The organism is Celerinatantimonas marina, from assembly GCF_046054165.1.
Classification (GTDB): Bacteria; Pseudomonadota; Gammaproteobacteria; order Enterobacterales; family Celerinatantimonadaceae; genus Celerinatantimonas.
The window spans coordinates 1-22814 of the sequence record NZ_JBFNXK010000018.1 but is presented as its reverse complement, the minus strand read 5'-3'; the positions used below and the strand labels follow the sequence as shown (position 1 = coordinate 22814).

Sequence of the window (22814 nt, the reverse complement as noted above, 5' to 3'; positions counted from 1 at the left end):
CGATGTTTACCTTTTAGTTATCCTGACGAGGAAATAACAAACGATCAACAAGATCACATAAGCTATTTAAAGTCAGGTAATGGACTTCATAGATCCGGATACTTTGATCCGATGGAACTCTGATTTCAACGTCTTGTTGGCTGAGTAGTCCAGCCATTTCTCCCCCATCTTTACCCGATAAGACAATAATGGTCATATCTCGGTTGACGGCGGCTTCTAAAGCTTTAATGAGATTTCGGGCATTACCATCGTCGGTAATGGCAACCAGCACATCACCTTGTTGACCTAAAGCGCGAATCTGCTTGGCATAGACATCATCCAGTGCCCCGTCATCCGCAATGGCACTAATGAGCGGCATATCACTGCAAAGCGAGATAGCGGGCAAACTGGGTCGTTCGGTCTCATAACGGTTGACCAGTTGGCAACTCAGTATATGAGTCAGGCTGGCCGCAATGCCATTACCACAGGCCAGAATTTTATGACCGTTGAGCAGACTGTGGGCGATGACAGTGGCACCCTTTTCGATACTATCTGGTAGCGCTTCTGCCGCGGCAATTTTAGTCTGAATACTTTCTCGAAAAATTTCTTTAATTCGCTCTTGCATGCGGTTCCCCAAATGCGTTTTTAACCCATTGGATCTGCTCTGGGTCATGTTCAATCGCTATAATATCAAATCGAATGGATAATCGAGCGGGATTAAGTTGTTTTTGTTGTAAATAACATTGGGCTGCATGATATAAGTGGCGTTGTTTTTGGGGCGTGACACTGATAAGTGCTCCGCCGTATTGTCGGTTTTTCCGCATCCGGACTTCCACGAAAATCAGGGTTTCCTGCTCTTTCGCAATGATGTCCAGTTCGCCACCCCGGCAGCAATAATTACGCTCGATGATGTGAATCCCTTTCTTTTTTAAAAAGTGACAGGCTTGTGTTTCAGCCAGATTGCCTATCTCTCGCCGGCTTGGGGCTGACTTAGTCGCCTGTTTGTTCGAAAATAGGCTCCAGTTGGCCATCTCGATATTCACTCCAGACTAGTTGTCGTTGAACCTGTCCATCCGCATCAACACTTAATATTCCCGTTAATCCTTGAATATGATACTCACTGAATCCCCGCATTTGCGCTAATGTTGGCATAATATGGTAGGCATCATATCCCAATGCATAGAGTCGTTTATCGGAATCACTCGCGTGAGGCCAGAGATCTTGAAAGCGCTTGGCGTTAGCACTGGTATGATCCAATAACCATGGAATTTCGCTAATGATCATACCATTTAATTCTTGGTTACTGACCCCGACCTGATGCGTTCGAGAACTTCCGAATATTTTTAAAGGTTCCGCAAATGGACTTATGGTGACATTAATAAATGGAATTAAGAGCTTACTGGTAATATTGTCGGCAATGATATACACCGCATTGGCGTCACGTCGAGAGCGAACTTCTGTTTCCAGATCTTGCCCCAAGAGTTGCTTCATTTGTCGGATCCGCTGTTGGCTTTGATCGGTTTTTAACATTTGTTGAACTGCGTCTTGAAGGCTATCTCGGTTTTTATAGTAAGTGATATCTGGAGTATCATCATGGGTTGATTGCCACTGAACGCTGAAGCTCTTGGCGATACGTCGGCCCAGCTCGTTGTCGGGTAGTAATAATAGCGGATGATGTTCGCCTTGTTTAGTGAGTTCGAACGCTGCTTGTTGAGCTTCTGTTTCGGGTTCGAGGGAGAGACTATAGTGAGGTTCAATGGTTGTTGTTGGCTCGGAGGAGCCAACGGCTGCGGCGGGTTGCATGAGATCGGATGCAATTTGGCCATCATTAATATTGTTTAAGGCTAACCAAGGTTGAGGTTGTTTTAACTGACTAAATGCCTCAATGTTAGTTTTAAGTAGGGGACCGATGATGAATTCACTTTTCAAGGTTGTTAGCTGGGCGGCAATATCAGCCATCGAATTTTGCATGGTATCGATGAAGGTGATTTGAGGAATACTTTGTCCCTGTGCTACTTGATCATTATAGGCGGCTAATATTCCATCGCGTAGCATTTGGCCACTCTGTGCAAAATGGCCTGATAGTGGCAACAAGACCGCAATACGCTCTGGATGGTAGAGCGGTGCTTTGAGCGCGCCGCTTAATTTCCCTTTGATAAACTGTATGGCAGGATGATTCGGGTAGCTGAGCTGCCATTGATTGAGTTTTGCTAATAACTGTTGAGGGGTCGCAACCGGTTCATTGCTAATAGCTGCCAGTTCCAAGTAACCATTCAGTAGTTCGTTTCCTGGTTGTTGGTAGCTGCGTAGTTGCAAGCTGTCTATGGGTTTGAGTAGCTTCCATATAGTTCGCTGGTTTATGGCTTTTTGTGAGCTATCTAAAAAAGGATCTAATTGAACTCGATCGGTTGCGGCAGCAATGGGGCGATTCAGTTGGGTTTCGAGATCGACACGTAATTGGTAATAATTTTTCCAATAGGGATCTGAAAGGGTCCACTGGGAGTCAAAATTTAGTTGTTGCAACGCTTGTTCCGGATGTTGGCCTAGTTGCGATGCATAAGCACGGACTAGCTGCCATCCAGCTTGTTGATAAGGTTTTTGGGCCTGAGGTTGCAGCTCTTGCAGCAATTGTAGGCCTGCATTGAGCTGTCCTCCCTGCAAATAAGCTTTGGCGGCTAAAAGTTGCCAGTCAAAACGGGTATCATTATGAGCCATTGAGGCTTGCTTCAGATAATCCGCTGGGGGGTGTTGCGTGAACTGTGTTAAAAGTGGCGGATGCTCTGGTACGGGGGTTGGTGCCGGGCTCTTTGAGCTACAAGCGCTCAGTAATATCAGGCTTAATGCAAGATAAATCGAGTGCCTTAAAAATGTTTTTTTCATGAAGAGTCCCTGAGCTTACCTAAAATAACTGATAAATCGTAAACTTATATTTTAAAAGTGTGTGGATAAATAATCCAGCGCATGAGCGGAATCGTTGTTTCAATCGGTTGTTTTGATTACAGTGGGCGCAAGTTAATTATAGGTAAATAGTTCATGAGTTCATCAGGTGTTTTATATATTGTCGCGACTCCGATTGGTAATTTATTCGATATGACCTATCGTGCAGTCGAAGTCTTACAGAATGTAGATTTAATCTGTGCTGAAGATACTCGAAATACTGGGCGCTTATTGCGTCATTATAACATCGCTACGGCGACAGTTGCATTTCATGATCATAATGAGCAGCAAAAAGCCGCATCCATGCTGGAAAAATTGCAATCTGGTATGGATTTAGCTTTGGTTTCGGATGCCGGTACACCACTGATTAATGATCCGGGCTATCGTTTAGTTCATCTGTGTCGGGAAGCTCACATTCAGGTGGTCCCTGTTCCGGGGGCTTGTGCGGCGATTACGGCTCTGAGCGCCGCCGGGTTGCCCACAGATCGCTTTCATTATGAAGGTTTTTTCCCGCCTAAAAAGGTGGCCCGACAACAGTTGCTCTCACAATTGCAGGATGAATCAGCCACGCTAGTCTTTTATGAATCGCCGCATCGTATTCTGGATACCTTGGATGACATTATCGAAGTATTGGGGGCTCAGCGAAACTTGGTGTTGGCCCGGGAGCTGACCAAAACTTTTGAAACGTTTGCGGCTCTGCCAGCTCAAGAGATGCGAGAATGGATGTTGGCCGATCCCAATCAGCAAAAAGGCGAAATGGTGCTGATGATCCAAGGTTACCAAGCTGATCCACAAGCGGTTTCGTCAGAAGCCATGGAAACACTGAAATTACTCAGCAGTGAATTGCCGTTAAAAAAAGCAGCTGCGATGACGGCTCAAATTTATCATCTAAAGAAAAACATCTTGTATAAACTAGGGCTGGAATTGGGGTTATAGTTGAAGAAGACTTGACTCTGGGGTTGGCTTCCCCTATGCTGCGCCGCGGAGTTGGCCAGACAATCGCTGCCTTGTCGTTGTGCTTTCGGGCAGACGGGCGAGGGGGAGGAAAGTCCGGGCTCTATAGGGCAGGGTGCCAGGTAACGCCTGGGGAGCGCGAGTTCACGACTAGTGCAACAGAGAGTAAACCGCCGATGGCCGTTAGGCACAGGTAAGGGTGAAAGGGTGCGGTAAGAGCGCACCGCGTGGCAGGTAACTGTTCACGGCACGGTAAACTCCACCCGGAGCAAGGCCAAATAGGCCCCCGTACGGCGCGGCCCGCGTTGGGGGCGGGTAGGCTGCTTGAGCTATTGGGCGACTGATAGCCTAGATGAATGATTGTCCATGACAAAACCCGGCTTATCGGCCAACTCCACCTCTTCTTTTGCTGTTTTGATAGGCCTTCTTAGGCTATTTTTGTCGTTGTGTCATGCAGAAACGCAGCCCTGAGGCTGCGTTGAAAAATGGTGTATCGATAACAGATGTGCCTATTAGAAAGTAACCTGCAAACCACCACCGAAATAGTTGGCATTATCAATATTTTTACCGGCAATATTGGTCGTTGTTTGGTCTAAATCTGCATGCGTATAATACAGATATAATTTAGCGGGTTTTGAGAATTTGTAATCGAAACCTACGCTATACATTTTGGGTTTTACATCATCGCTAGAATACTTACCACCTTCATACTGAGCTTTCAGAACGTATTCGGAAGTAATATTGTAGGCTGCGCTGACCATATAGGATGTAAAGTTATCATCGTAGTTAGAGGCCGTTTTAACAACATGTTTTTGGTTGTTCACAACGCCGCCTAATACAACGGGTCCGAGTTTGGTTTGAGCGGTAAAACGGTATACATCGTAACCGTTAACTTTGTTGTCATAAGCTGCAGCTAAATAAACTGGTGTTTTTTTAAGCCCTTCGTCGCCCCAGGTGATTGCCGAGCTAAGTCCTGTTTTATGGTCACTGGCTGTACCATCATAGCCTTGCTGTGCCGAGTTATCCTCAGAGACGATGTTTAAATTTAAATGGAAACCGGCGACATTGGGTGATAAGTACATGATGTTGTTTCCGAGGCGGTTTTCACCTCGCATCATAAATTTCATGTCCCCTTCTAAATCATTAAACTGATCGACGTTCCCTTGAGACATTTTTAGGGCTGTATCGTGGCGACCTATACGGACTTCACCAAAATTACCGGCGACGCCAATATACTGATTACGGCCGGTGATGTTGTTATTGCTGCCTGAGTCCTGAGAAGCCAAGTTAACTCCCCATTCCATTTTATAGGTCAGTTTCAGATCATCGTTTAAACCGTAATCTCCTTTGACTCCAAAACGGCTGGAAACGGAACTGATCTGTGATTCAGCACCATCGGTACCTGAGTCATCAGCACTTTGAACATTTCCGAATACTTTTCCGTAAATATTAATTGTTGGCATATCTTCAGGCGTATTAATTTGAACCGCATAAGATGGAATTGCTGAAATACCTAAGACGGTACCAACGAGTACTGATAGAGCATGTTTATTGAAGGCCATCATTTTTCCTTTTTCACTTGTTCTAGCCACATCATAAAGTCCGATTTAAGATGTATTAGGCTCATTATTAGATATGAATATCCAATAAGAATTTTATTGGAATTTTCTATTCAATTAATTTGACCTAATATCGTTCTGATACATCTTTATTTATTGTATGAATCTCCAATATGGTCGTTGGGTAACCATGGCTGGAGACGGAAGCATTATCAAATTTACTTGTGTCATTTATGTGACAGAAAAAATATAAAAAACAAAAGATTAAATAATATTTCATATGAAATATTGAAGTGAAATGGTTTATTAATTTAGTATGACACTAGCTTTATTTTTTAATGAAATCATGTGTGTCATGCAATAGTTAAATTAAATATATAAAAAGGTGATTTTATTTGGCTAGAGTGTTTAATTAGAATAATTGGGATAGGGAAATTTTAGATTTATTATTTATGAAATATATTTTTATGAATTAAGTTTCAATATAATGACAGTTATTTTTAGCTTTTATGAAATAAGAAAAATTAAATCTTTATAAAAAGATAAATAATTTTTCATCAAATTGACTTTGATATAAAAGTTTTGAGCATTGATGGAAAAGCTGGGAAGGATAGGCACTGAAGAGCTAAAGCTCCTCAGTGACAAATAACTTATTTAATGGCTGGACTAATCTCGGACATAGATCACTTCGGTTCCATCATCATCATCGTCATCCCAGTCATCATCGTCTTCACCCTCATAGGATCTGGCTTCATCAAGTTTTGCTTGATGGTACTCATCCCATTGAAAATCAACTTGTTGATTATCTTTAGCTTGTGTTTTGTCTGCCGGGAGTGATTCGATAAAGTCCATCAATTGATGACATAACTCGGCAGTCCCCTCTCGGTTTACTGCTGAAATACAGAAAACATGGTCGCTTTGTTCAAGAGCCGCCGTTACTTTTTGAATCACTTCTTCTAGCTCATCTTCAAGTAACAGGTCAGTTTTGTTGAAGATTAACCAGCGAGGTTTATTCGCTAATTTTTCGCTGTATTCACTGAGCTCTTCAATAATCGTTTGTGCGTTTTCCGCAGGATCACTACCATCTGCTGGAAGTACGTCGATAAAGTGCAGTAATACCCGGCATCGTTCTAAGTGCTTCAAGAAACGGATACCCAGTCCAGCACCATCCGCAGCCCCTTCAATGAGCCCGGGAATATCAGCAATCACAAAACTTCGTTGACTGGATTGGCGAACAACACCTAAATTAGGGACGAGTGTCGTAAATGGATAGTCTGCTACTTTGGGTTTGGCAGCGGAGACACTTCGGATAAACGTTGATTTACCGGCATTGGGTAATCCTAGTAAACCTACATCCGCTAATAGCATTAACTCCAGATTGAGGCTACGGATTTCTCCAGGAGTTCCATCCGTTTTTTTCCGAGGTGCTCGGTTGACACTACTTTTAAAGCGAGTGTTCCCAAGGCCATGAAACCCTCCCTGAGCGACTTTAATCCTTTGCCCATGCGAAGTGAGGTCGCCAATGACCTCTGCTGTATCTGAGTCGGTTGCACGGGTTCCTACCGGAACTTTGAGTTCCAGATCCGTGCCTCGCTTACCAGTACAGTTACCTCCACGGCCATTTTCGCCTCGAGTCGCCCGATGAAAGCGCTCAAAACGAAAGTCGATCAGTGTATTTAAGTTTTCATCCGCGACTAAAAATACACTGCCACCATCGCCACCGTCACCGCCGTCTGGTCCCCCCTTAGGGATATATTTTTCTCGGCGAAAACTGATACAGCCGTTTCCACCATCGCCAGCTTCAACCCGAATTGTTGCTTCATCTACGAATTTCATCTGTTTCTCTCATTCACCAGTACGGTTAGCTTTATTGTGAAATGATATCTATATATTGTATATATAGTATACAAACAAAAAACCCCGCTAAATGAGCGGGGCTTTTTTAGATAATCAATTTAAGTGATTATTCAGTCACAACGCTTACGAATTTACGGTTACGCGGACCTTTCACTTCAAATTTCACTGTACCTTCCGCAGTTGCGAAAAGAGTGTGATCTTTGCCGATACCTACGTTGCTTCCCGCATGGAAACGAGTTCCACGTTGGCGAACGATAATGTTACCCGCTAATACAGATTCACCACCGAAACGTTTAACGCCAAGGCGTTTACTTTCTGAGTCGCGACCGTTACGGGTACTACCACCAGCTTTTTTATGTGCCATGAGTTAAACTCCTCGATTAAGCGTTAATACCGGTAATACGAACTTCTGTAAACCATTGACGGTGACCCGCTTGTTTACGAAAGTGTTTACGACGGCGAAACTTCACAATATTGACTTTGTCGCCACGACCATGAGAAACAACTTCAGCTGTTACTTTACTGCCGTCAACGAAAGGCGCGCCGATTTTGACATCATCGCCATTGGCAATCATTAAAACGTTATCAAACTCGACAGTCGCGCCAGTTTCTACGTCTAACTTTTCCAGGCGAATGGTTTGACCTTCGGCAACACGGTGCTGTTTACCACCACTTTGGATAACCGCGTACATAATTCAAACTCCGCTAGCACCTTGATTTTTTATTTGAATCGACAGGTGCATTAAAATCTTAACAATGGCCGCGAATTCTACGCAAATTGCGCTCGTCAGGCAAGTCCAATCTTCTAAAAAGTTTAAAAAATATTCAGCCCTAATAAAAAGATGTTATGGAAGCTGTGTCAATAGTGGTTTTCGTGTAAGATTCGCACTATAAATGGGCCGTTTGGCCGTATAACTAATGACGACTGAATTTTATGGATCTAGAAGCTATTCTTGCTTTATCCAAGAAGGATATGAGCGCAGTTAATCAATTGATTTATCAACAGTTGAGTTCGGATGTTGCACTGATTAACCAAATTGCTGTGTATATCGTCAATAGCGGTGGTAAGCGGATGCGGCCGTTGCTCGCTGTTCTGGCGAGTCGGGCGTTAGGATATGAGGGTGATCGACATATTAAACTTGCTGCGATTATTGAGTTTATTCATACCTCGACCCTTTTGCATGATGATGTTGTGGATGAATCGGCACAGCGTCGCGGTCAGGATACCGCGAATGAGCGATTTGGAAATGCAGCTAGTGTATTGGTTGGCGATTTCCTATATACGCGGGCTTTTCAGTTAATGACCGAATTGGAAAGTTTAAGGATCATGAGCATTCTGGCTGAAGCGACGAATGTGATTGCTGAAGGTGAAGTTCAACAACTGATGAATTGTAATGATCCTGATATTACTGAGGATGATTATTTTTCGGTTATTTATAGTAAAACAGCGAAGCTTTTTGAAGCAACAACCCGTTTGGCTGCCGTAGTGGCTGAGCAAGGGCCTGTGATTGAATCTGCATTAGCTGAATATGGAAAATATTTGGGGACTGCATTTCAAATTATGGATGATGTCCTCGATTATGATGCAGATAGTTCGCAAACAGGTAAAAATGTTGGGGATGATCTCGCTGAGGGTAAAGCCACATTGCCATTATTGTATGCCATGCGACATAGTTCTGGTGATGATGCTCAGTTAATTCGTGATGCGATTGAACAGGGCAATGGACAAGGTGATTTGTCGGCGGTGTTATCGCTCATGCATCAGACCGGAGCTTTAATTTATAGTCGTAAACGCGCTGATGAAGAAGCGAATAAAGCCATTGCCGCACTCACGCCTTTAGCTGCTGGACCTTATAAGGATGCCTTAATCGCACTGGCGCATATGGCGGCATCCCGGGTCAATTAATTTTATTTTTCGATTTGGAATCGGATGTGATCGGTCATGTCCATTCGCGTCATCGTCGTGGTGACTTACCTCATGGGCAGTTGTTATGCCGTTGTCGTTCAAAAGGAACCAATAATCATGTTGATTTCAATGATTGCCGCAATGGCACAACACCGAGTGATAGGCCAGGGAAATCAGATGCCTTGGCATCTTCCTGCTGATCTTAAACATTTTAAATCGGTTACTTTGAATAAGCCGGTTTTCATGGGCCGAAAAACCTTCGAATCGATAGGCCGACCGCTACCCCAGCGGCGAAATTATGTGCTGACGCGCGATTTAACTTGGAATGCTCCAGGAACGGTTGCTGTGAGTGATATCGATCAGGTGTTGGCACTTGAGCAAGCGAAAGGGGCATCAGAGCTGATGATTATTGGTGGCGGGCAACTCTATCATCATTATTTGCTAAAAGCCCAGCGATTGTATCTGACTTTGATTGATCTGGAGGTGTCAGGCGATACTTATTTTCCTGACTATCAGGAGGATTTATGGATTTGCTCACAACAAACGGAGTGTTTCCCAGATGAGCAAAATCCTTATCGCTATCAGTTTGTTCAGTTAGACCGTCGATAAGCCGGACAACTCGTTTGGCATAATTCTTTAGTTTCCCAGCGTAACAAACTCAGCTGATTTCCCCATATACAGCCTGTATCTAGTGCATAGATGTTGGCATGGGGAGCGGCCCCCATGAGTGCAGCCCAGTGGCCAAATATAATATTGTCGCGGTCTTTTCGTAGCTCAAACCAAGGTTTTAAGCCATCGGGGGCCTGTTCCGGCGCTTCTTTATATTGAAAATCTAGGCTTAGATCAGCATAACAGCAACGCATGCGGGTAAAGCTATTAATAATAAACCGATATCGATCCATGCCACTTAGGGTTTCATCCCAGCGATTAGGGGTATCCCCATACATTTGAGCTAATAACTCGTGTCGATTTTGGCGATCAGCAAAAATGTTACTGATTTCCTGCGCTCGCAGAATGGCTTCGGTTTGGCTCCATTGGGGGGTAATACCTGCATGTACCATCACGGTATCGGTATCTAGCTGGGCGAGGAGCGGTTGTTGCCATAGCCACTCAAATAATTCCTCTCGGTCAGGTGCTTTGAGTAGTGCCTCAAGATGGTCTCTGGCTTTAACTGGCGCGATACCATTGGCAACGGCTAGAAAGTGAAGGTCATGATTGCCGAGGACGACTTGGGCTCGATGGCCTAAATGCTGAATAAAGCGGAGCGTTTCCAGAGGTTGTTTGCCTCGGCCAATGAGATCCCCCGTAAACCAGAGCTGTTCATGAGAAAGATCTACTTGAGCCATATCAATCAGTTGCATGAGTTCATCATAACAACCGTGTACATCACCAATAATACAATGTTTCATCATTAATGCAGACTATTAGGTTTAGCGAGCCGAAAGGCTGGGATAGGGGCGCTTAAAAGGTCACCGGCTTCAGTTTCCAGCGTATAGCGACCTTCCATAATACCAACCGGCGTTTTTAATACCGTGCTGCTGGTATAGGTAAAGGGTTGGTAAGGTTTTAGGGTTGGCTGCTTGCCCACAACGCCTTCGCCTTCAACTTCACTGTGATGCCCATTGCCATCGGTAATTAGCCAATGTCGGCGTAGTAATTTGAGAGGTGTATCACCCTGATTGGTAATGGTAATCGTGTATACAAAGGTATATTGGTCATCCATATCGGATGAGTGTTCTTCTAAATATTCCGTATCGACACCAATCTGTATCGTTGTGGATGCAGAACTCATTCCTGATCTCCCTGAAGCGTTTGTTGCTCAAATGCATTCGCTAATTTGACATAATCGGCAACAGACAATTGTTCGGGGCGTAAGGTCACATCGACACCAAGCTGCTCTAATTGATCGGCCGTAAATAACTGACCCAACGCATTTCGAATTGTTTTTCGACGACGGTTAAAAGCCTCTTTGCAGACTCTATCCAGAGCCTGAATATTGTGAGCCGGATAAGGTACATGTTCATAAGGTTCCAGACGAACAACGGCTGAATCGACTTTGGGCGCGGGCTCAAATGATTCGGGGGGAACTTCTAAAACCGGGATGACCTGACAATGATATTGCGTCATGACACTGAGTCGCCCATAGCTTTTACTTCCTGGTCCGGCGGCCATGCGTTGAACAACCTCTTTTTGTAGCATAAAGTGCATGTCACTAATTTGTCCAGCAAAACTCAGCAGATGAAAGATCAAGGGCGTCGATATGTTATAGGGAAGGTTCCCAAATACCCGCAATTTTTTGCCATTGTCAGAAAGGAGTTGAGTGAAGTCGAATTTCATCGCATCCGCTTCGTAAATTGTCAGTTTTCCTGCCAGATCGGTTCGTTGACGAAGGCGTTCAGCTAGGTCTCTATCTAATTCTATGACGTTTAGGTGACTAGATTGTTCTGCCACCGGTTTAGTGAGGGCAGCCAACCCCGGACCGATCTCAACCAATGTTTCTCCCGGTTGAGGATAGATAGCTGAAACGATTTGACTGATAATATAATCATCACTTAAGAAGTTTTGACCGAAACGTTTACGGGCTTGGTGCCCTTGATGAAAGTTATGACTCATATAGTTTTTCGACACTATGCTTAACGTGTTTAAATAATTTCATACATGGCCTATTAGGAAACCATGCATGGCGTGATTCTTTCAAGGTCTGTATTCTGAACGGTATAGTACATGAAGCCGTTATCTTAAGGTGATCTTTATTGTAGGTTTAAATACATTGTTTTCCATGTTTACGATTTTTGATCTATCTTTTGTACTGATTTAAGTCATCCATACCATGTACATTCCATCACCTATCTATTCTCTGTGCCATCAAGAATATTTCATAGATTAAGAGAAGAGATAACGTATCAATTTATTTAGAAATCAAATGCGTTGGTTCGATGGATATGGTTTTCGGCTCTGTTCGAGCCGAAAACCATTATAGATAATCTTTGCTTAAGATTTGGGTGCAACAATATGGATATAAGACTGTTGTTTCAATTGCTCTAACCAGTTTTGGGATTGTTCCTGAAACTGCCGTTGATAGAGAACTTCAAATGCCTTCTGTTGTTTAGCCTGCGATGTAATATTAGTGGTCCGTCGATCCTCAACTTCGAGAATGTGCCAACCATATTGGCTGTGAAAAGGCTGACTGACCTGATGGAGTGGTAATTCAGACACTTCTTTTTTGAAGGCTGGAACATAAGTGCTTGGATCCGCCCATCCTAACTCTCCACCTTGTACCGCAGAACCAGGATCTTGTGAATATTGGTGGGCATAATCAGCAAAGGTCCCTTTACCTGAGATAATATCTTGACGGATTTTATCAAGTAGTGACTTGGCTTTTGCATCACTGGTGATAATTGAAGTTTTGATCAGAATATGTCGAGCTTTGACTTCCTGAGTTTCAACCTTTTGTAATCCCTGAACATCTAGGATTTTTAGAATATGGTAACCTGCATCAGAACGGAATGGTCCAATGAGTACGCCTTTGTTTTGTTCATGGATTTGTTTGGCAAAAATAGTCGGCATCTGATCAAGCGTCATCCATCCCCAGTCTCCACCGGTTAGCGCTTTAGGGCCTTGAGATTGAGCCATTGCTAAATTCTGAAAATCAGCCCCCTGCTGAAGTTGAGTAAAAATATGTTCAACTTTCTGCTGGGTTTGAGTGGCTGGTTCCTGATCATCAAACTTAATCATGATATGGCCGATGTGATAGCGGATCCGTTTGGCTGTTTCGCTATCCATGCGTTTGACGAGAGCATCAATGGTCGGTTTATCAATATGGACTCGACGTCGAACTGCACTTTGCATGGTTTGAGTAATGATGAGTTGGCGTTTGACCTGCTGACGGAACTGCTCATAACTTAAGTTATCGCCCCTTAATCCCAGAAGAAAATCATCACGAGATTTGCCTGAGCTTTGAACAATACTGTCGATGGTCTGTTCTAACTGAGTATCACTGATTTCAACCCCCGAACGTTCGGCTTGCTGCACCACCAATTGATCATTAATCAATTTTTGCATGAGTTGATGATGAATAGTGGCTTCATCAGGAAGGGCGTTGTGGCTATCGGCTGCGTTTTTTTTAACAGTGGCTAGAAGCCGATTATAATCGGTTTGGGTAATAATATCGTTGTTTACAATCGCAATCGCTTGGTCGACCAAGACCGGTTTAGCCCAACTTAATGGGCTGAAAAGCAATATAATCAGAAGTAGTCGTAACCGATAAATTAATTTCATTGTATCCCTAAATGTTTTTACCTGCACTGGGGTGCAAAGCTTACGATTAATCATTTAAATAAAATGGGTGCCCATAGGGGAAGCGTCCAGCATCCATCATTTTACGATAATTAGCCGTGTTATCAGTGGCACCAATACCTTTTAACAGGAACTGGAAGTTAATGGAGTTATCCACTTGTCCATCGCTTTCAATATCACCTGAACGATCATAATGTCTTGAAATTGACCGTTGGAATGATAACTGAAATGCCCAACAGCATGAGTCGTACTGAAACCCTAAGAGCGATTCAATACTGCGGCTTAGATATAGATCCCGATAATAACTACCGACAACATGAACGGCAGGCAACAATGGCCAGCTCATTTTCATACCTATTTGATTGATTTTATCGTGTAAGGTTCCATTGGGTTCACCATAACGATAATTTAACTGGGCCAGTTTATTTTCTTCGGGCTTCCATTCTAAAGCGGCATTGGCTTTGTTGAGCTGGTTGTCGCTACTACTGACTTGTAATCCGGAATGGAAGAACCAGTCATGAGAAATATTTACATCACCTTCAACGGCTAAAGCAGAGCGACTTTGATCCACAAATTCATTGTCATCGTAGCTGTTATTCAGGCTGACTTGGTTTTTCTTAAAGTAAAAAATCTGAGCGACGGAAAGTCGTAATTTTTCTTCATTTTGAGCATTTAAGAAACGAGTCGTCGCCCCAGCCGTGATCTGACTAGTATTGGCAATCCGATCCAGTCCCCCATAACGGTTATCCCGGAACATGCCAAAATAATCTTGTTCTAATGCGGTGGTATCATAGATACCAATATCATCTTGTTTTTTATACGGGATATAGAGATATTGGACTCGAGGCTCAACCGTTTGTAGGTAGTCATCTCCAAATAGCGTCAGCTCTCGATCAAAATTAAGACCGGCTAATACTCGATATTTGGGGAGGGTTCGGTTGATATGGTCGCTCAGCTGCGTGTAGCCTTTGGTATCCTGATTATAATAGGTTTGCATCAGCGAAACCTGACTGGTGATAAAACCACCAGGGACCCGTAAAGGTAGGATCAGACTGGGTTCAAAGTGATAGCGTTGACCGACATATTCACTGGGATCTTTATGAGTAAAGCGAACTAGTTGGCTTTTCATCGCAAACTGTAGTGTGCTTAGGCCGGTATCCCAGCGACCATCGAAATGCAGTTCCGGCAAAACTTTATGCGGATCTTCGGTATTGCCTAAAATCTGATAATCATTGGCCATAATTCCGGCATTCCAGTGCTGATCTTCATAGTTGACTTCACCGTGCTGGATCAACTGGTCAGCATCATGACCATATAAACTGCCGACGTCTGAAAAGTAATTGGGATCACTGACTTGGGTGTAGTCACCTTTCATGCGCCAGTGATCACCGATGGCTCCGGTGTCTTGCCAGTGAAACAGATAGCGACGTTCGTTGGTGAGCTGATCATTTTCTAAATCTTCGTAATCCAATTCGCCTTCCTGTCCAAAAACCAGATACCGAAAACTACCACTTAGTTTTTGTCCCCGTTTGGCCATATAACGCGGCGTTAAAGTCAGATCATAATTAGGGGCAATATTCCAATAAAAAGGAGTACTGATATCTAGCCCTTTATTGGACGAAGAGCCCACGCTGGGATATAAGAACCCCGTCTGACGTTTGTCACTAATAGGGTAACTAAAATAAGGTAAATACAATACTGGGACTTCATGAACCCGGAAGATGGCATTGTGTGCCACAGCCCAGTCATGATTTTTATCTATATCAATTTTACTGGCCGATATACGCCAGCTTTCATCCCCAGGGGGACATGCGGTATATGAAGCATGCTTCATCGACATTGAATGATCGGCATTCATATGCAGATTGGAAGCCTGCCCACGCCCAGCTTGGCCGTTAAATTGATAATTGGCCCCGTCAATGGTTGTGGCATCTGATTTCAGATTGGCTTGAATGCGATGGCTTTGCACATTCATGATCTGGTCTTGGTATTTGACATGGCCTTCAGCGGTGAAAACCTGATCTTTCTGGTTGAAAACGGCCTTATCGGAATGTAAGCGTCGATTCCCCTGAGCGGCAGCCACCTGCTGTTCAAATTCAGCGGACTCTCCTCGCTTCGCGGATGCTCGCTGAGAACGGACTGCAATCTGTTTGTTATTGTCCGTTGGAGGGGTGTCCAACGGGGCTGGGGGTTTGACATAGCATCGAGCATCTAATACCGATAAAGGGACTGAGGCTGAATCAGCGGCTAGTACAGTAAAGCTGAACGATGACAGTGCAACTGTGCTACAGCATAAGAAAAGGGACTTGTGATCAATCATATCCTTTGAATCATACTCTTCAATATGGGCATACTGCCGTCTATAGGTTTGGGTCGCTTAGGCAGGATCACCGTGGACTTTAACTCTCATCTTACTGGAATTTCAGGCCTGCGGCTATCTTCTGATCAGGGGTTATAGCAATAATTCTATAAATTGGTCCCTTGAGTTGTGAATTAAATCAATTTGTTGCACTCTAAGTGGGATAGTCAAGTGCATTTGGTGTTCACTATAACCCATTGGTCACTGTTCCCATCTCTCAAGAAACACAGAATTAAAGGTAATTGAATGCGTATTTGGGGAAAAGTCATTGGTTTCCTGCTCGGTTTGATGTTCGGTGGCTGGTTTGGCGCGATTATTGGGTTATTAATTGGTTATAAAATTGACGAGGCTCTGGGACAAAATACCGGTTTCGGTTCATTTGGTTCGACTGCTGCTGGCGGGAATCACCAATTCTTTTTAACGACCTTTGCCGTGATGGGGCATATCGCAAAATCCAAAGGTGTGGTGACTTCATCTGAAATTCAGGTCGCTTCTGAGCTGATGAATCGAATGGGGTTACAGGGGGAGTCGCGACAGCAGGCCCAGAATGCGTTTCGAGACGGAAAACGTGCGGATTATCCCTTAGAAGATGAGTTACGGCGTTTGGTTGCATTAGTTCATGGACGTAAAGATTTACTGCAAATGTTCCTAGAGTTGCAGATGTATGGCGTCTTTGCCGATGGTCGTATTGATGTCGCAGAACAGCAGATGCTGGAACGTATTGCGATTGTTATTGGGTTTAGTCAGTCAGAACTGAACCGGGTGATTGCGCGTTGGGAGGCCGAATATCGTTTTCAGCAACAGCGTCAATCACAAAGTCATTGGTCAGGTGGCGAACGCCAGAACTCATCTTCAAGTTCGGCGCATCAGTCTTTAGATGATGCGTATAAGCTGTTGGAGATAAATGCTTCGGCATCCAATCAGGATGTTAAAAAGGCATATCGCCGACAGATGAATCAGCATCATCCAGATAAGTTAATGTCTAAAGGATTACCTCCCGAAATGTTAGAAGTGGCTAAACAGAAGGCACAGGAAATTCAGCATGCCTATGAAATGATTAAGCAGGCACGAGGGATGCGATAAGTGCCCCATGATTCTTTTCATATAGAACATGCTGAACTTGATTGTGTCTTATCGTTTCACTCATGAAGTGACACAGAGCGCATCTTGTTCAACATGTGTTTAATTTGAACAAAATCTAATGATGAACGAGTCATAGCCCCTAGATCGTAATGATGTGTCGAGGATGTCCGTCCAAAAATCCTTGTATATTTTCGATAAGCTGGGCGATTAATGTTTCACGGCTTTCAGTCGCCGCCCAGGCAATGTGAGGCGTCAGGATACAATTATCTAGTTGGGCCGCTTGCATCAGAGGCGAGTCTTCTTTAGGTGGCTCGTTGTCACTGACATCGAATCCGGCTCCAGCAATTTGCTGTTCGGTTAAGGCATCCAATAAGGCTTGTTCATTGACGATACCTCCGCGGGCTGCATTAATGAGTAATGCATTCGATTTCATTTGGGCAAATTGTTCTCGGGCGATCAAATTACGGGTTTGTTCGTTCAGAGGGCAACTGACAACAAGAATATCACTAGTTTGCAGAACGTTTTGAAACTCCACTTTATGTCCGTCAGCCGGTTGTCCTTCTCGGGCTGCAAACTGGATCTTCATCCCGAAGGCTTGGGCTAGTTTGGCCACATGCTGTCCCAGATCGCCTGCCCCGATGATGCCTAATGTTTGCCCATGTAAATTATCGATCGGAAAATCGGTGAAGCAAAACTGACCACATTGTTGCCAGTAATTAGTTTGAACTTTCTGGCGATATTTTATTAGGTTCCTTCTTAAGGCTAAAATGAGCATAAAAATATGCTCTGCAACGCCAATTCCCGCATAATTCTGAATATTACAGACTTGAATGCCCATGCGGTTGGCTGCGCTAACATCAATATTGTTAAAACCCGTGGCGGAGACTGCAATCAGTTTTAACTTTGGAAGTTGTGCTAATATTTTTTCATTTAAGATAATTTTATTGACGACGGCGATATCTGCATCGCGTAAGCGAACGACGATTTGTTCAGGAAGAGTCGTGGGATAATTCCGCCATTCATGAGGAGCCGATAGCGGAGGCAATTGAAATTGTGCTCCTAAACTGTCTCTTTCTAAACAGACCACTGTGGCCATGATGTCACTCCTGTATTAATACCAACCTAACGCATTAAACCAGCCATATAGTTGTTTGGCTAGCAATTGTCCTGAATCTTCTAGATAGGGGGCACTTAGAATCTCACTTTGGCGGTAATCACTTTTTTGACGACGCTGGGTTTCGATCAGTCGAGCATGGGCGCCCTGAATACTCCAGCGATTACTTTGTTGATAGTAAATATCGTAGACCGGTATGGTTAATTCTGAAATCTGTTGGGCAATCTGATCATTGAGGGATGGATTGGGAAAATAGCTGCTGATCAGAACCAAAGCATTGGGTAAGGGGAGTTGTTGTTGATTGTAGATCCGCAATACCCAGGCGGCCATAACTCCCTGCGCCACGACGACCTGATAACCGAAAGGTTCACCCTGAGCCTGAGTAATCGCTTGAAGTGTGGTCAACAACTGTTGTTGATAGGTGCTGATCGCTTGAGTATCTTGTCCAGAGAGTATGGAGGCACGTTGTTGGGGCTCCGGTGGGACAATGGCGATGGTTTGCCAGCCCCAGTTGGGTAACGTCTGACGTAATGGCTGCATTGAATCAGCATTGGTTGGGCGCTCTCCCCAGTTAGGAAGTAATATGATCGTTCCGGTTTTTTGGGGAGTACGTTCTTCTTGCCACAGACTATCCTGAACTTTGCCATTTACATCCAGCGCTCGATAACCTGTATATTCTGGCCATGACGGATGGGCTTCGGATGTGGCTGCCATTACGGCCTGATGGTTCAGGCAAAATATGAATAGAATAGCCGACAGATAAATACGGTGCATAGAGGATCCCTAGATGTTTATTTATATAGTCGGCTATTTTTATAATTTATTAAACACCTTCGGCAAATGCCGCATCACATTTGAATGCAAGCCATTCATTGGTGTGTGGATGATAGAAGCCCAATTCAGTCGCATGTAAATGTAATCGATTTGTGTATGCCAGTACATCTTTAGGGGCATAGATTTGATCACCGACAATGGGGTGCCCTAACTGTTGCATATGTACGCGCAATTGATGGGAGCGCCCCGTGACGGGTTTGAGCTCAACAATTGTGGTTAACTCTCGATACTGTTTGACTTGCCAGTGGGTTAACGCCTTTTTACCCAATTGGTGATCGACCATCTGTCGTGGGCGGTTGGGCCAGTCACATCGGAGCGGCAGATCAACCGAACCCTGTTTTTGATACAGTAGACCCCAGACCTCCGCCAGATATCGTTTTTGGGTTTGTCGTTGCTGGAACTGTCGAGAGAGATGACTTTGGGCTGCACGATTCATCGCCATCACGATTAAGCCGGACGTCGCCATGTCTAGCCGGTGGACAACCCGAATATCGGGCCATACTCGCATGGCTCGGATGGCCAGGCTATCCCGGTTGATTTTTTCTCGTCCCGGAACCGAGAGTAGTCCCGAGGGTTTATTAAAAACGGCAATATCATCATCTTGATAGATGATTGGTAAATAAGGATGCTGAGGTGGCTGATAAATAAAGTCGGTCATAGTTTAGTGGTGAGCCGGTTTAAGGCCGGCTCAGGATCCTGTTATTGGGCAGGGGCAACGACGATAAAGCGCAGCGCATCTAATTTTATTTGCGCTTTTTCTAGATAGCTTTGTACTTCAACCGCCTGAGTGTGCCAAAAGGTGAGTTCATCTTCACGAATGGCTGGATTGCGTTGTTTAAGTGCTTCAAGGCGACTTAATTCTTGACCTAGATGTTGAGATGCGCGTTGCTTGGCATGCTCCACGATGGCTTCGATGGATGTTTTAGCCATCGTTGTGGCTTGGCTGAGTAGGTGATGAATAGCATTTTGCGATGCATTCACCAACTTACTGCCAATATGTCGATTGATGGCACTGAGTTGTTGATTAAAAGTATCAAAACTCACTTTGTCCGAAAGATTATTTCCATTTTTATCGAGTAAGACCCGAACCGGGGTTGCGGGGAGGTATTGGCCTATCTGATATTGTGGCGGTGCAGATGTTTCAATAACGAAGATTCCTTCAAGGAAAAAGCTCCCAGCGGGCAGGGCATTATTTTTCAGCAGGGCTACAGACGTCGTCCCTGTTTCTGAGCTTAAAATAGCATCTAATGCCGAGTTAAATAGCGGATGATCCGCTGTTAATAATGCGACTTCATCACGATGCAGTGCTCGTTCTCGGTCAAAGGTGATGAGTTGGCCTTCACTAGACAGTCCGGGTAACGAAGGAACCAGCATTTGCTCGGTGGCTTTGAGCAGTATCACTTGTTCACCAATATCATCTTGTTGCACTCCTAAAACATCAAATAACCGCAGAGTTTGATTGACGAATAAAGGATCGCTTTCTTGATCGGCTATTTCTGTCACCAAATCGAGTGCCTGTTGTCCTCCGCTGGAGTTCATTTCCAATAAACGATCTCGACCGGCTTCCATATCGGCTGTTAATTGTTGATGAACGGCCTGTGTTTGTGTAATTAATTGTTCCAGTAGTGCGTCATCATCCGAAGCTAAGACTTGTAACAGTGTATCGCCAAATTGTTGATAGATGGCATTGCCGGTTGCACAGGGTGATTCAAATGCATTCAAACCCTGATGGTACCAGCTCATGAGGCGCTGCTGAGCCGTATGTTCAATATAAGGAATATGGATAGAAACCTCATGGCGTTGACCAATTCGATCCAAACGACCAATTCGCTGCTCTAATAAATCGGGGTTCATCGGCAGATCAAATAAAACCAGATGATGGGAAAACTGAAAGTTCCGGCCTTCCGAGCCTATTTCAGAACAAACCATCAGTTGTGCTCCAGCTTCTTCTTGTGCGAAATAGGCACCCGCTTTATCGCGTTCCAGAATGCTCATCCCTTCGTGAAAAACAGTGCCTCGAATCCCTTCGTCTAGACGAGCGGCTTCTTCAATCGCAAGTGCGGTGGTGGCATTAGCGCAGATGACTAAAACTTTTTCTTGCTTATTGGCTAATAGAAAATCGATTAACCATTGAATGCGGGGATCGTATTTGGTCCATTGAATATTATCGCCCCCTTCGAGTGACTGATACAGTTCTTCGGGGTAAAGCGCTTGCTGGGCGCGTTGTGCCAGATTTTGACTTTCCCCCATCATCTGATGGACTCTGAGTGCCGTTTTATATTGTTCCGGGAGCGAAAGTGGATAACTGTGCAGACGGCGCGCTTTAAACCCGGGAACCGCATTTCGTGTATTCCGGAACATGACACGGCCAGTCCCGTGACAATCAAGCAACTCATTAAACAATTGTTGGCGAGCCGGTTGCCGGATGTCTGAATTATCGCTGTTAATTGCTGATAGCTCTGCCTGTAGATGAATGCCACTCAAAGAGGTTAACTGTTGCAATTGTTCTGATGTTAGTGGCTGTTGCTCGATTAATGGTGCCGCGAGTTCTGCTAGCTGGTGGTAGTGTTGCTCTTCTTGCAAGAATGTATCGTAGTCATGAAAACGTTCTTTATCGAGTAACCGCAGTCGGGCAAAATGACTGTGATGACCTAATTGATCTGGGGTAGCGGTCAGAAGTAATACGCCAGGGATTTCATCACTGAGTGCTTCAACGACCTGAAATGCGCGACTGGGTTTACCGTCTTCCCATTGTAGATGGTGGGCTTCATCGACGACCAATAGATCCCATTGTGCTTCGCAAACTTGTTCAAAGCGGCGTCGTTTACTGCGTAAAAAATCGAGACTGCACAGTACGAGTTGAGCGGTATCAAATGGATTATCTGAATCAGCATATGCTTCAACACAGCGTTCTTCATCAAATAAACTAAAAGGAAAGTTAAAACGTCGTAGCATTTCAACCAGCCACTGATGTTGCAGTGTCTCAGGAACCACAATTAAAACGCGCTGAGCAAGTCCAGCAATGAGTTGCTGATGAATGATTAAACCGGCTTCAATGGTTTTCCCCAAACCAACCTCATCGGCCAGCATGACTCGGGGGGCATAGCGACGTCCCACTTCTTTAGCAATATAAAGTTGGTGAGCGATTAGGCTGACTTTACCACCGATTAATCCGCGCAGCTTTGAGCATTGGGCATTATAGCGTTGCCATAAAGCTTGATGGCGAACGACAAACCGATCAAAGCGATCAATCTGACCGGCAAATAGTCGATCCTGTGGTTTGTTGAATTTTAAAAAATGACTTAGAAAAACTTCCTTTATAGTCGCTTTTTCTTGGGTGTCATGGCGGATGCCAACATAATTAATCAGTCCATCGGACTCATTCACGTCGGTGACCGTCATATGCCAGTCGTCAACATGAATAATATCATCCCCTATATTGAATATGACACGCGTGACGGGGGCTTCCTCAATTGCATACAGGCGATTCTCCCCGGTAGCCGGGAATAATATCGTTACCATTCGACTTTCTATAGCAACAACAGTACCTAAACCAAGTTCTGATTCTGAATCACTGATCCAACGCTGACCGAGGGAAAACACCATTTACGCAATACTCCTGGGAATGATTGTGACTTGTCAAGAAAAGGGCGGCTATGGTAACTGAAGCCTCACCATGAGTCATCCGATATCCCGTTAAAAATTAGAACCCAATAGCCGTTCTGTATAGAGTCTTCTCATAGTGAACTTAAGCAGGAGGGCAAAATACCGGAATCGGCCTCTGTATTGTACAATATTGAAGCAAATTCACAGTTAATGAACAATAAATAGGCGCTTGATTTACCAAATTCAAAAAAAAGGGAAAAAAAGGTTGCGCAAAAAAATGGGGTCCCTATAATGCACCACCACTGACACGGCACACCGCCTCAAACGGTC

Annotated in this window: 20 protein-coding genes and 1 other RNA gene; 5 read left to right on the top strand and 16 right to left on the bottom strand. The window is 44.4% G+C overall.

Features of this window, described 5'->3' with window-relative positions; translation table 11 throughout:
• Positions 1–13 precede the first annotated feature (13 nt).
• Genes ABUE20_RS16415 through ABUE20_RS16405 form a run of 3 tightly spaced genes read right to left on the bottom strand, consistent with a single transcriptional unit; the run spans position 14 to position 2859 of the window.
• Entirely contained in the window at positions 14–604 is a 591-nt protein-coding gene (locus tag ABUE20_RS16415; protein WP_408621033.1) for an SIS domain-containing protein, read from the bottom strand.
• Positions 588–1010, bottom strand: a complete 423-nt coding sequence (locus tag ABUE20_RS16410; protein ID WP_408621032.1) for a YraN family protein — start codon at positions 1008–1010, stop codon at positions 588–590. Before ABUE20_RS16410 ends, ABUE20_RS16415 begins: the two co-directional genes overlap by 17 nt.
• Positions 970–2859: a penicillin-binding protein activator gene (locus tag ABUE20_RS16405; protein ID WP_408621031.1), complete on the bottom strand. Its 1890-nt coding sequence runs from the start codon at positions 2857–2859 to the stop codon at positions 970–972. Before ABUE20_RS16405 ends, ABUE20_RS16410 begins: the two co-directional genes overlap by 41 nt.
• Before the next feature lie 153 nt (positions 2860–3012).
• Between ABUE20_RS16405 and rsmI the strand changes: the two genes are divergently transcribed.
• The gene (gene rsmI / locus ABUE20_RS16400) at positions 3013–3852 is read left to right on the top strand and encodes a 16S rRNA (cytidine(1402)-2'-O)-methyltransferase (protein ID WP_408621030.1); all 840 of its coding nucleotides are present in this window, start codon (positions 3013–3015) and stop codon (positions 3850–3852) included.
• Positions 3853–3899: 47 nt separating this feature from the next.
• Positions 3900–4270, top strand: an RNA gene (rnpB, locus tag ABUE20_RS16395) — RNase P RNA component class A.
• 112 nt (positions 4271–4382) lie between these two features.
• Here rnpB and ABUE20_RS16390 read toward each other — a convergent pair.
• The 4 genes from ABUE20_RS16390 to rplU all read right to left on the bottom strand — a co-directional run bounded on the left by ABUE20_RS16390 (position 4383) and on the right by rplU (position 7978).
• Positions 4383–5462, bottom strand: a complete 1080-nt coding sequence (locus ABUE20_RS16390; RefSeq protein WP_408621029.1) for a porin — start codon at positions 5460–5462, stop codon at positions 4383–4385.
• A gap of 633 nt (positions 5463–6095) precedes the next feature.
• A complete protein-coding gene (gene cgtA, locus ABUE20_RS16385; RefSeq protein ID WP_408621028.1) occupies positions 6096–7265 on the bottom strand; it encodes an Obg family GTPase CgtA in 1170 nt (389 codons plus the stop codon).
• A gap of 127 nt (positions 7266–7392) precedes the next feature.
• Positions 7393–7650, bottom strand: coding sequence for a 50S ribosomal protein L27 (gene rpmA, locus ABUE20_RS16380; protein WP_408621027.1), 258 nt, complete (start codon positions 7648–7650; stop codon positions 7393–7395).
• Between the two features lie 16 nt (positions 7651–7666).
• Entirely contained in the window at positions 7667–7978 is a 312-nt protein-coding gene (gene rplU / locus ABUE20_RS16375) for a 50S ribosomal protein L21 (RefSeq protein ID WP_408621026.1), read from the bottom strand.
• A 242-nt stretch (positions 7979–8220) separates the two neighbouring features.
• Between rplU and ispB the strand changes: the two genes are divergently transcribed.
• Positions 8221–9192, top strand: coding sequence for an octaprenyl diphosphate synthase (ispB, locus tag ABUE20_RS16370; protein WP_408621025.1), 972 nt, complete (start codon positions 8221–8223; stop codon positions 9190–9192).
• 117 nt (positions 9193–9309) lie between these two features.
• The gene (gene folA / locus ABUE20_RS16365; RefSeq protein ID WP_408621024.1) at positions 9310–9801 is read left to right on the top strand and encodes a type 3 dihydrofolate reductase; all 492 of its coding nucleotides are present in this window, start codon (positions 9310–9312) and stop codon (positions 9799–9801) included.
• Here folA and ABUE20_RS16360 read toward each other — a convergent pair.
• From ABUE20_RS16360 to lptD, 5 genes are all read right to left on the bottom strand, one after another.
• On the bottom strand, positions 9783–10601 hold the full coding sequence (locus tag ABUE20_RS16360) for a symmetrical bis(5'-nucleosyl)-tetraphosphatase (RefSeq protein WP_408621108.1): 819 nt from the start codon (positions 10599–10601) through the stop codon (positions 9783–9785). The genes folA and ABUE20_RS16360 overlap by 19 nt on opposite strands.
• A gap of 2 nt (positions 10602–10603) precedes the next feature.
• Complete coding sequence (apaG, locus tag ABUE20_RS16355) at positions 10604–10984, bottom strand: Co2+/Mg2+ efflux facilitator ApaG/CorD (protein ID WP_408621023.1); 381 nt, start codon at positions 10982–10984, stop codon at positions 10604–10606.
• Entirely contained in the window at positions 10981–11805 is an 825-nt protein-coding gene (rsmA, locus tag ABUE20_RS16350) for a 16S rRNA (adenine(1518)-N(6)/adenine(1519)-N(6))-dimethyltransferase RsmA (RefSeq protein ID WP_408621022.1), read from the bottom strand. Before rsmA ends, apaG begins: the two co-directional genes overlap by 4 nt.
• 378 nt (positions 11806–12183) lie before the next feature.
• Positions 12184–13524 carry a peptidylprolyl isomerase gene (locus ABUE20_RS16345; RefSeq protein ID WP_408621021.1) on the bottom strand — a complete coding sequence of 447 codons (1341 nt, stop codon included), beginning with the start codon at positions 13522–13524 and terminating at the stop codon, positions 12184–12186.
• On the bottom strand, positions 13517–15808 hold the full coding sequence (lptD, locus tag ABUE20_RS16340) for an LPS assembly protein LptD (RefSeq protein WP_408621020.1): 2292 nt from the start codon (positions 15806–15808) through the stop codon (positions 13517–13519). Before lptD ends, ABUE20_RS16345 begins: the two co-directional genes overlap by 8 nt.
• Before the next feature lie 285 nt (positions 15809–16093).
• Between lptD and djlA the strand changes: the two genes are divergently transcribed.
• On the top strand, positions 16094–16930 hold the full coding sequence (djlA, locus tag ABUE20_RS16335) for a co-chaperone DjlA (RefSeq protein WP_408621019.1): 837 nt from the start codon (positions 16094–16096) through the stop codon (positions 16928–16930).
• Between the two features lie 139 nt (positions 16931–17069).
• Here the strand turns inward: djlA and ABUE20_RS16330 are convergent, their stop codons facing one another.
• The 4 genes from ABUE20_RS16330 to rapA are packed head-to-tail and all read right to left on the bottom strand — an operon-like array spanning position 17070 to position 22484.
• On the bottom strand, positions 17070–18026 hold the full coding sequence (locus ABUE20_RS16330; protein ID WP_408621018.1) for a D-2-hydroxyacid dehydrogenase: 957 nt from the start codon (positions 18024–18026) through the stop codon (positions 17070–17072).
• Between the two features lie 15 nt (positions 18027–18041).
• Complete coding sequence (locus tag ABUE20_RS16325; RefSeq protein ID WP_408621017.1) at positions 18042–18818, bottom strand: DUF3530 family protein; 777 nt, start codon at positions 18816–18818, stop codon at positions 18042–18044.
• 49 nt (positions 18819–18867) lie between these two features.
• A complete protein-coding gene (locus tag ABUE20_RS16320) occupies positions 18868–19536 on the bottom strand; it encodes an RluA family pseudouridine synthase (protein WP_408621016.1) in 669 nt (222 codons plus the stop codon).
• A 41-nt stretch (positions 19537–19577) separates the two neighbouring features.
• Positions 19578–22484: an RNA polymerase-associated protein RapA gene (gene rapA / locus ABUE20_RS16315; protein ID WP_408621015.1), complete on the bottom strand. Its 2907-nt coding sequence runs from the start codon at positions 22482–22484 to the stop codon at positions 19578–19580.
• Positions 22485–22814 lie beyond the last annotated feature (330 nt).

Bases quoted from the DNA above. Each gene is read 5' to 3' on its own strand.
- rsmI (WP_408621030.1), top strand. From the start codon at position 3,013: ATGAGTTCATCAGGTGTTTTATATATTGTCGCGACTCCGATTGGTAAT.
- rplU (WP_408621026.1), bottom strand. From the start codon at position 7,978: ATGTACGCGGTTATCCAAAGTGGTGGTAAACAGCACCGTGTTGCCGAA.
- ABUE20_RS16415 (WP_408621033.1), bottom strand. From the start codon at position 604: ATGCAAGAGCGAATTAAAGAAATTTTTCGAGAAAGTATTCAGACTAAA.
- ABUE20_RS16360 (WP_408621108.1), bottom strand. From the start codon at position 10,601: ATGAAACATTGTATTATTGGTGATGTACACGGTTGTTATGATGAACTC.
- ABUE20_RS16345 (WP_408621021.1), bottom strand. From the start codon at position 13,524: ATGATTAATCGTAAGCTTTGCACCCCAGTGCAGGTAAAAACATTTAGG.
- ABUE20_RS16325 (WP_408621017.1), bottom strand. From the start codon at position 18,818: ATGCACCGTATTTATCTGTCGGCTATTCTATTCATATTTTGCCTGAAC.
- ABUE20_RS16320 (WP_408621016.1), bottom strand. From the start codon at position 19,536: ATGACCGACTTTATTTATCAGCCACCTCAGCATCCTTATTTACCAATC.
- rapA (WP_408621015.1), bottom strand. From the start codon at position 22,484: ATGGTGTTTTCCCTCGGTCAGCGTTGGATCAGTGATTCAGAATCAGAA.
- ispB (WP_408621025.1), top strand. From the start codon at position 8,221: ATGGATCTAGAAGCTATTCTTGCTTTATCCAAGAAGGATATGAGCGCA.
- ABUE20_RS16410 (WP_408621032.1), bottom strand. From the start codon at position 1,010: ATGGCCAACTGGAGCCTATTTTCGAACAAACAGGCGACTAAGTCAGCC.
- ABUE20_RS16405 (WP_408621031.1), bottom strand. From the start codon at position 2,859: ATGAAAAAAACATTTTTAAGGCACTCGATTTATCTTGCATTAAGCCTG.
- rpmA (WP_408621027.1), bottom strand. From the start codon at position 7,650: ATGGCACATAAAAAAGCTGGTGGTAGTACCCGTAACGGTCGCGACTCA.
- folA (WP_408621024.1), top strand. From the start codon at position 9,310: ATGTTGATTTCAATGATTGCCGCAATGGCACAACACCGAGTGATAGGC.
- cgtA (WP_408621028.1), bottom strand. From the start codon at position 7,265: ATGAAATTCGTAGATGAAGCAACAATTCGGGTTGAAGCTGGCGATGGT.
- rsmA (WP_408621022.1), bottom strand. From the start codon at position 11,805: ATGAGTCATAACTTTCATCAAGGGCACCAAGCCCGTAAACGTTTCGGT.
- apaG (WP_408621023.1), bottom strand. From the start codon at position 10,984: ATGAGTTCTGCATCCACAACGATACAGATTGGTGTCGATACGGAATAT.
- ABUE20_RS16330 (WP_408621018.1), bottom strand. From the start codon at position 18,026: ATGGCCACAGTGGTCTGTTTAGAAAGAGACAGTTTAGGAGCACAATTT.
- djlA (WP_408621019.1), top strand. From the start codon at position 16,094: ATGCGTATTTGGGGAAAAGTCATTGGTTTCCTGCTCGGTTTGATGTTC.
- lptD (WP_408621020.1), bottom strand. From the start codon at position 15,808: ATGATTGATCACAAGTCCCTTTTCTTATGCTGTAGCACAGTTGCACTG.